General features: G+C 38.3%; 5 protein-coding genes. All 5 read left to right on the forward strand.

Annotated features, from left to right (window positions below; all coding sequences use genetic code 11):
- Positions 1–98: 98 nt before the first annotated feature.
- On the forward strand, positions 99–2321 hold the full coding sequence (gene recD2 / locus BT999_RS07880) for an SF1B family DNA helicase RecD2 (protein ID WP_072697250.1): 2223 nt from the start codon (positions 99–101) through the stop codon (positions 2319–2321).
- 186 nt (positions 2322–2507) lie between these two features.
- Positions 2508–3461 (forward strand): ankyrin repeat domain-containing protein, encoded by a 954-nt coding sequence (locus BT999_RS07885; RefSeq protein WP_072697234.1) that lies wholly within the window; start codon positions 2508–2510, stop codon positions 3459–3461.
- A gap of 82 nt (positions 3462–3543) precedes the next feature.
- On the forward strand, positions 3544–4881 hold the full coding sequence (locus BT999_RS07890) for an ankyrin repeat domain-containing protein (RefSeq protein WP_072697235.1): 1338 nt from the start codon (positions 3544–3546) through the stop codon (positions 4879–4881).
- Between the two features lie 94 nt (positions 4882–4975).
- Complete coding sequence (locus BT999_RS07895; protein ID WP_072697236.1) at positions 4976–5545, forward strand: ankyrin repeat domain-containing protein; 570 nt, start codon at positions 4976–4978, stop codon at positions 5543–5545.
- A gap of 66 nt (positions 5546–5611) precedes the next feature.
- Positions 5612–6000: ankyrin repeat domain-containing protein (locus BT999_RS07900; RefSeq protein WP_178139335.1), on the forward strand; the 389-nt coding region annotated here is incomplete at its 3' end.

Raw genomic sequence — 6000 nt, forward strand, 5'->3', positions numbered from 1 at the left:
TGCTGTTGAAAAAGCGTACAACAAAAATCACAAAAGAAAATACCATTAAACAAACCCCTCAAAATATCAAACAAGAATCAGTTCAACAACTCGAACTCTTGAGTGTTGCTCAACTTAACGAGCTTAAAAGAGAAATTGAAGGCACTTTAGAACGTGTTGTTTTTCATAATGCTGAAAATGGCTGGACTGTTTTACGCTTAAAAGTGGCTAATCAAAGCGAACTCGTTACTGCTGTCGGTGCTATGCCCGACCCACAACCCGGAACGGGTTTAAAATTAACGGGGAGTTGGGTGAATAACGCCCAGTTTGGTCGCCAGTTTCAGATCACCACATTTGAATCTATCTTGCCCGCTACCGCTCAAGGCATTTTACACTATCTTGGTTCCGGTTTAATTAAGGGAGTTAGGACGCGTCTGGCGAGCCGAGTAGTTCAACATTTTGGCGATAAAACCTTAGATATTTTAGATAACGCACCGGAACGTTTAACCGAAGCTCCGGGAGTTAGCCCCAAGTTAGCCGAAGCTATCGCCAACGGTTGGAAGGAACATCAAGGCGTACGCAACTTGATTATGTTTTTACAACCCCACGGTGTAAGCACAACTTATGCGGTTAGAATTTATAAACATTATGGTCAATCTGCCCTTGAAGTAGTTAGAGATAACCCTTATCGCCTCGCTATGGACTTGCATGGAATCGGTTTTATTACGGCTGATCAAATCGCTATGAAGCTTGGCTTTGAAAAAGATAGTCCTTTAAGGGCGAGTGCCGCTCTGCTTTATACCTTAAATCAATCCGCTGATGACGGGCATGTTTATTACCCCAAGAGGGCGTTGATTGCTTTAACCGCCAAAAAGCTCGACCTTGACCCTGAGTTGCTTGATTCTATTATTCCTGATTTAGTTGAAGAAGGTTTAATTAAGCTCGAAACTCTACCGAGTAACACTTTGGATACTTCAAGCAGTGACGATGACGACTATCCTGATGAAGCCATTTATATTTCACGTTATCATCACTACGAATCTAAAATTTCTTATTATCTTAGTCGCTTGTTAAATTCTCCAAAATCTGTGAGTTTTTCGGATATTGAAAAAAGTATGGATACAGGTTTAAAACAGGTTGCCTTAAAACTTGCACCCGAACAAGAAGAAGCCGTTAGAGCGTCTTTAAATTCAAAAGTGTTGGTGATTACAGGTGGGCCGGGAACGGGTAAAACCACAATCATTAAAGCGATTATAAAAGTTTTTCAAACGGTTAAAGCTCGCATCTTACTCGCCGCCCCAACGGGTAGAGCCGCTAAACGCATGAGCGAAGCGACAGATTTAGAAGCTCGCACCATTCACCGACTTTTAGAATATAGCCCCAAAGAAGACGGTTTTGCACGCAACTCGGACAACCCTTTAGCTTGTGGTTTATTAGTGCTTGATGAAGCTTCCATGCTCGATACCATGCTCATGTATCACTTATTAAAAGCTATTCCGTTGGGGGCGACCGTGGTCTTTGTGGGTGATGTGAATCAGCTTCCTTCTGTTGGGCCGGGTAACGTATTAAGAGACTTGATTACGTCTAAGACGGTTAAAGTTGTTGAATTGATTGAGATATTTCGTCAGGCGGCCGAAAGTGAAATTATTTGTAACGCTCATTTAATCAATCACGGCAAAATGCCTAATATTTCTTATAAATTAGAACATCAATCTGATTTTTATTTTTTTAAAGAGTCAAACCCCGAATTAGTCGCAGATTTAATTGTTGATTTAGTCAAAAAACGTATTCCTTATCATTTTGGGTTTAATTCGATAGAAGATATTCAGGTTTTAACCCCGATGAATAAAGGCATAGTTGGAGCGGTTAATCTTAATTTACGCTTACAAGAGGCTTTAAACCCCCAACGTATTTTATTAAAGCGTGGCGAAAGACAGTTTCGCCTGCATGATAAAGTTATGCAAATACGCAATAACTACGACAAAGAAGTTTTTAATGGCGATATGGGCAGGATTAGCAGTATTGATCTTGAAGACAAAGACCTGGTTGTATCTTTTGAAGACCGCAATGTTTTATATACTTTTGAAGAGTTAGACGAATTAGTTCCGGCCTATGCGATTTCAGTACATAAATCTCAAGGTTCTGAATATCCCGTTATTGTCTTGCCTATTTTGACTCAACATTATGTCTTGCTTCAACGTAATTTGGTTTATACAGGCGTTACTCGAGGGAAAAAACTCGTTGTTTTAGTCGGCGAACCAAAGGCCGTGAATATCGCTGTTAGCAATAATAACATGAGAAAACGCTATACCTTGTTGGCGGAACGCTTACGAGGCATGTAAGTTTAGGGAAACGCTGATTTATTCCGCTTGGCGGTGTTACTTCGCTTTTTTTGAAACAGTCATGGACGGAAGAGTCCACTCTTGCTTTAAAAAAAACTCGTGCCTTGCCAAGCAAAATAACTGCACGTTTCCAAAGTGCCATTTAATCAATGCTTCCTTAAAATCTTTATGAATGAGGGTTATAAAATGTCAAAACGCTTTTTGATGATTATTTCCGTCTTGTTGGTGAGTTTGTTGTTTTCTGTTTCGGCTTTTGCGATGAGTGATGAAGAATTTATTCAGTTGTGCGGAAAGGGGACTTTAGAAGAGGTCAAAAAAGCCATCACAAATGGAGCTGCTGTGAATGCTAAAATTCAAAGTGGTACTACAGCTTTAATGCTCGCAGCCATGGTTAACTCAAACCCTGCTGTAATAACAGAACTAATTAAAGCTGGTGCAGATGTGAATGCTAAAGATGAAGACGGAATGACAGCCTTGATGTGGGCAAGCAGGAAAAATAGCCCTACTGTAATAAAAGAGTTTATTAAAGCTGGAGCTGATGTTAATGCGAGAAGTAATTATGGCAATACAGCTTTGATGGATGCCGCTGCTTTTAACGGCAACCCTTTAGTTTTAACAGCACTTATTAAAGCTGGGGCTAAGGTTAATGCGAAAGATAAGTGGGGAACGACAGTTTTGATGTCGGCGGCTCTTTATCAAAAAAATCCTGATATTATAGCAGAGCTAATTAAAGCCGGAGAAGATGTTAATGCAACCTCGTTAGATGGTCAGACAGCTTTGATGTTGGCAATCGGGGCTAGCTCTCCGGCTCTTGAAGTGATAAAAGAACTAATTAAATCTGGAGCAGACGTAAACGCTAAAGATAAGCAGGGAGATACAGCTTTGATGAAGGCAGACCATTGGGTAATCAAAGAACTAATTAAAGCCGGAGCTGACGTTAATGCGAAAAATTTCGATGGCGAGACGGCTTTAATGAGAGCGGTTTATAGAGGAATTTTTGAGTTGGTTGTTGAACTTATTCAATCTGGTGCTGACCTAAACGCTAAAGATAAAGATGGTAGAACAGCTTTAGATATCGCCAAAGACATGCCATACGCTTCAAAATGTATAGAAATATTAACAAAGGCCGGGGCGAAATAACACAACCTATTTTATTTACGTTATTTTTTATTTTTTCTACACCTAAAATCTTTGCCTAATCTTTATGAATAAGGGTTATAAAATGTCAAAACGCTTTTCGATTATAACCGCCGTATTTTTGATCAGTTTTTTATTTTCTGTCTCGGCTTTTGCTATGGATGATAAAGAGTTTATTAAGTTGTGTGAATTAGGAACAATAGACGAAGTCAAAAAAGCCATCGCAAACGGTGCTAATATAAATGCTAAAAATGGAGATAACAAAACACCCTTAATGTCGGCAGCTTCACATAACCCAAATCCTGAAATAATAACAGAACTAATTAAAGCCGGGGCTGACGTAAATGTTAAAGACAAAGATGGCAGAACAGTTTTGATGAATGCCACTTGGAACATGGATCCTGAGGTAATAACAGAGCTTATTAGATCAGGCGCTGACGTGAATGCTAAAGATAATAATGGTAAAACAGTTTTGATGGGGGCAGTTGACAAAGTTAAAAAGCCAAACCTTGAAATAATTATCAAACTCATCCAAGCTGGTGCTGATGTTAATGCTAAAACTAATATAGGCAGGACAGCTTTGATGATTGTCGCGTTTACAAACTCAAATCTTAAAAACTCAAAACCTGCGATAATAACAGAACTTATTAAAGCTGGTGCTGATGTTAATGCTAAAGATAACAATGGTGATACAGCTTTGATGGGGGCAGTTGACAAAGTTAAAAAGCCAAACCTTGAAATAATTATCAAACTCATCCAAGCTGGTGCTGATGTTAATGCTAAAACTAATATAGGCAGGACAGCTTTGATGATTGTCGCGTTTACAAACTCAAATCTTAAAAACTCAAAACCTGCGATAATAACAGAACTTATTAAAGCTGGTGCTGATGTTAATGCTAAAGATAACAATGGTGATACAGCTTTGATGGGGGCAGTTGACAAAGTTAAAAAGCCAAACCTTGAAATAATTATCAAACTCATCCAAGCTGGTGCTGATGTTAATGCTAAAACTAATATAGGCAGGACAGCTTTGATGATTGTCGCGTTTACAAACTCAAATCTTAAAAACTCAAAACCTGCGATAATAACAGAACTTATTAAAGTTGGGGCTGATGTTAATGCTAAAGACAAAGATGGCAAAACAGCTTTGATAATGGCAACTTGGAGAAATTCAAACCCTGAAATAATCACAGAGCTTATTAAAGTTGGGGCTGATGTTAATGTTAAAGACAAAGATGGCAAAACAGCTTTGATAATGGCAACTTGGAGAAATTTAACCCCTGAAATAATCACAGAGCAGCTGATTAAAGCCGGAGCTGACCTAAACGCTAAAGATAAAGATGGCAACACAGCTTTAGATATTGCCAAGCAAAACAATAATACAGACGCAATAGAAATATTAACAAAGGCCGGGGCGAAATAACGCAACATATTTTATTTACGTTATTTTTTATTTTTTTATTATTTTTTCTACGCCTAAAAACTTTACCTAAATCTTTATGAATAAGGATTATAAAATGCTTAAACGCTTTTTGATAATAATTTCCATATTTTTGATCAGTTTTTTATTTTCTGCTTCGGCTTTTGCGATGAATGATAAAGAATTTATCGAGTTTTGTTTACAGGGTTGGGAAAAGGAAGTAAAAGAAGAAATAGCAAACGGTGCTAATATAAATGCACAAAACGAAGAAGGTGCAACGCCTTTGATGTCTGCTCTTTTAAGATATGAATCAGCCCATGAAATAGTTGTGGAACTAATTAAAGCCGGAGCTGACGTGAATGCGAAAAATATACATGGCGAGACAGCTTTGATGTGGGCAAGCAACACTAGCAATCCGCCTCTTGAAGTGATAAAAGAACTAATTAAAGCCGGAGCTGACGTAAACGCTAAAAATAACGATGGTAAGACAGTTTTGATGGGTGCAGTCGGTATTCCAAACCCAATCCATGAAGTAATTTTTGACCTTATTAAAGCCGGAGCTGACGTAAACGCTAAAGATAAAGATGGCAACACAGCTTTAGACCTCGCCAAAAGAAACAATAATACAGACGCAATAGAAATATTAACAAAAGCCGGGGCGAAATAAAAGAGGCTATAGCACAAATTTCCATTACCTCAATTTCTTACAACTTTTAACATTTTTTTAGGTCGCATGATGTTTAAACTCTTTTCGATTGTAATTTCAGTATTGTTGGTGAGTTTGTTATTGTCTGTCTCGGCTTTTGCGATGAGTGATGAAGATTTTATTCAGTTGTGCAAAAAAGGGACTTTAGAAGAAGTCAAAAAAGCCATCGCAAACGGGGCTAATGTAAACGCTAAAGATATTGATGATAGAACGGCTTTAATGAGAGCTGTTTATAGCAACCCAAGCCCTGATGTAATCGCAGAGCTTATCAAAGCGGGAGCTGATGTAAACGCTAAAGATATTAATGATAATACAGTTTTGAGTCATGCAGTTGATAACTCAAACCCAGAAGTAATAAAAGAGCTAATAAAAGCTGGGTCTAATATAAACGCTAAAAGTGTTCACGGCTGTACCGC

Source organism: Desulfovibrio litoralis DSM 11393, from assembly GCF_900143255.1.
Taxonomy (GTDB): Bacteria; Desulfobacterota; Desulfovibrionia; order Desulfovibrionales; family Desulfovibrionaceae; genus Frigididesulfovibrio_A; species Frigididesulfovibrio_A litoralis.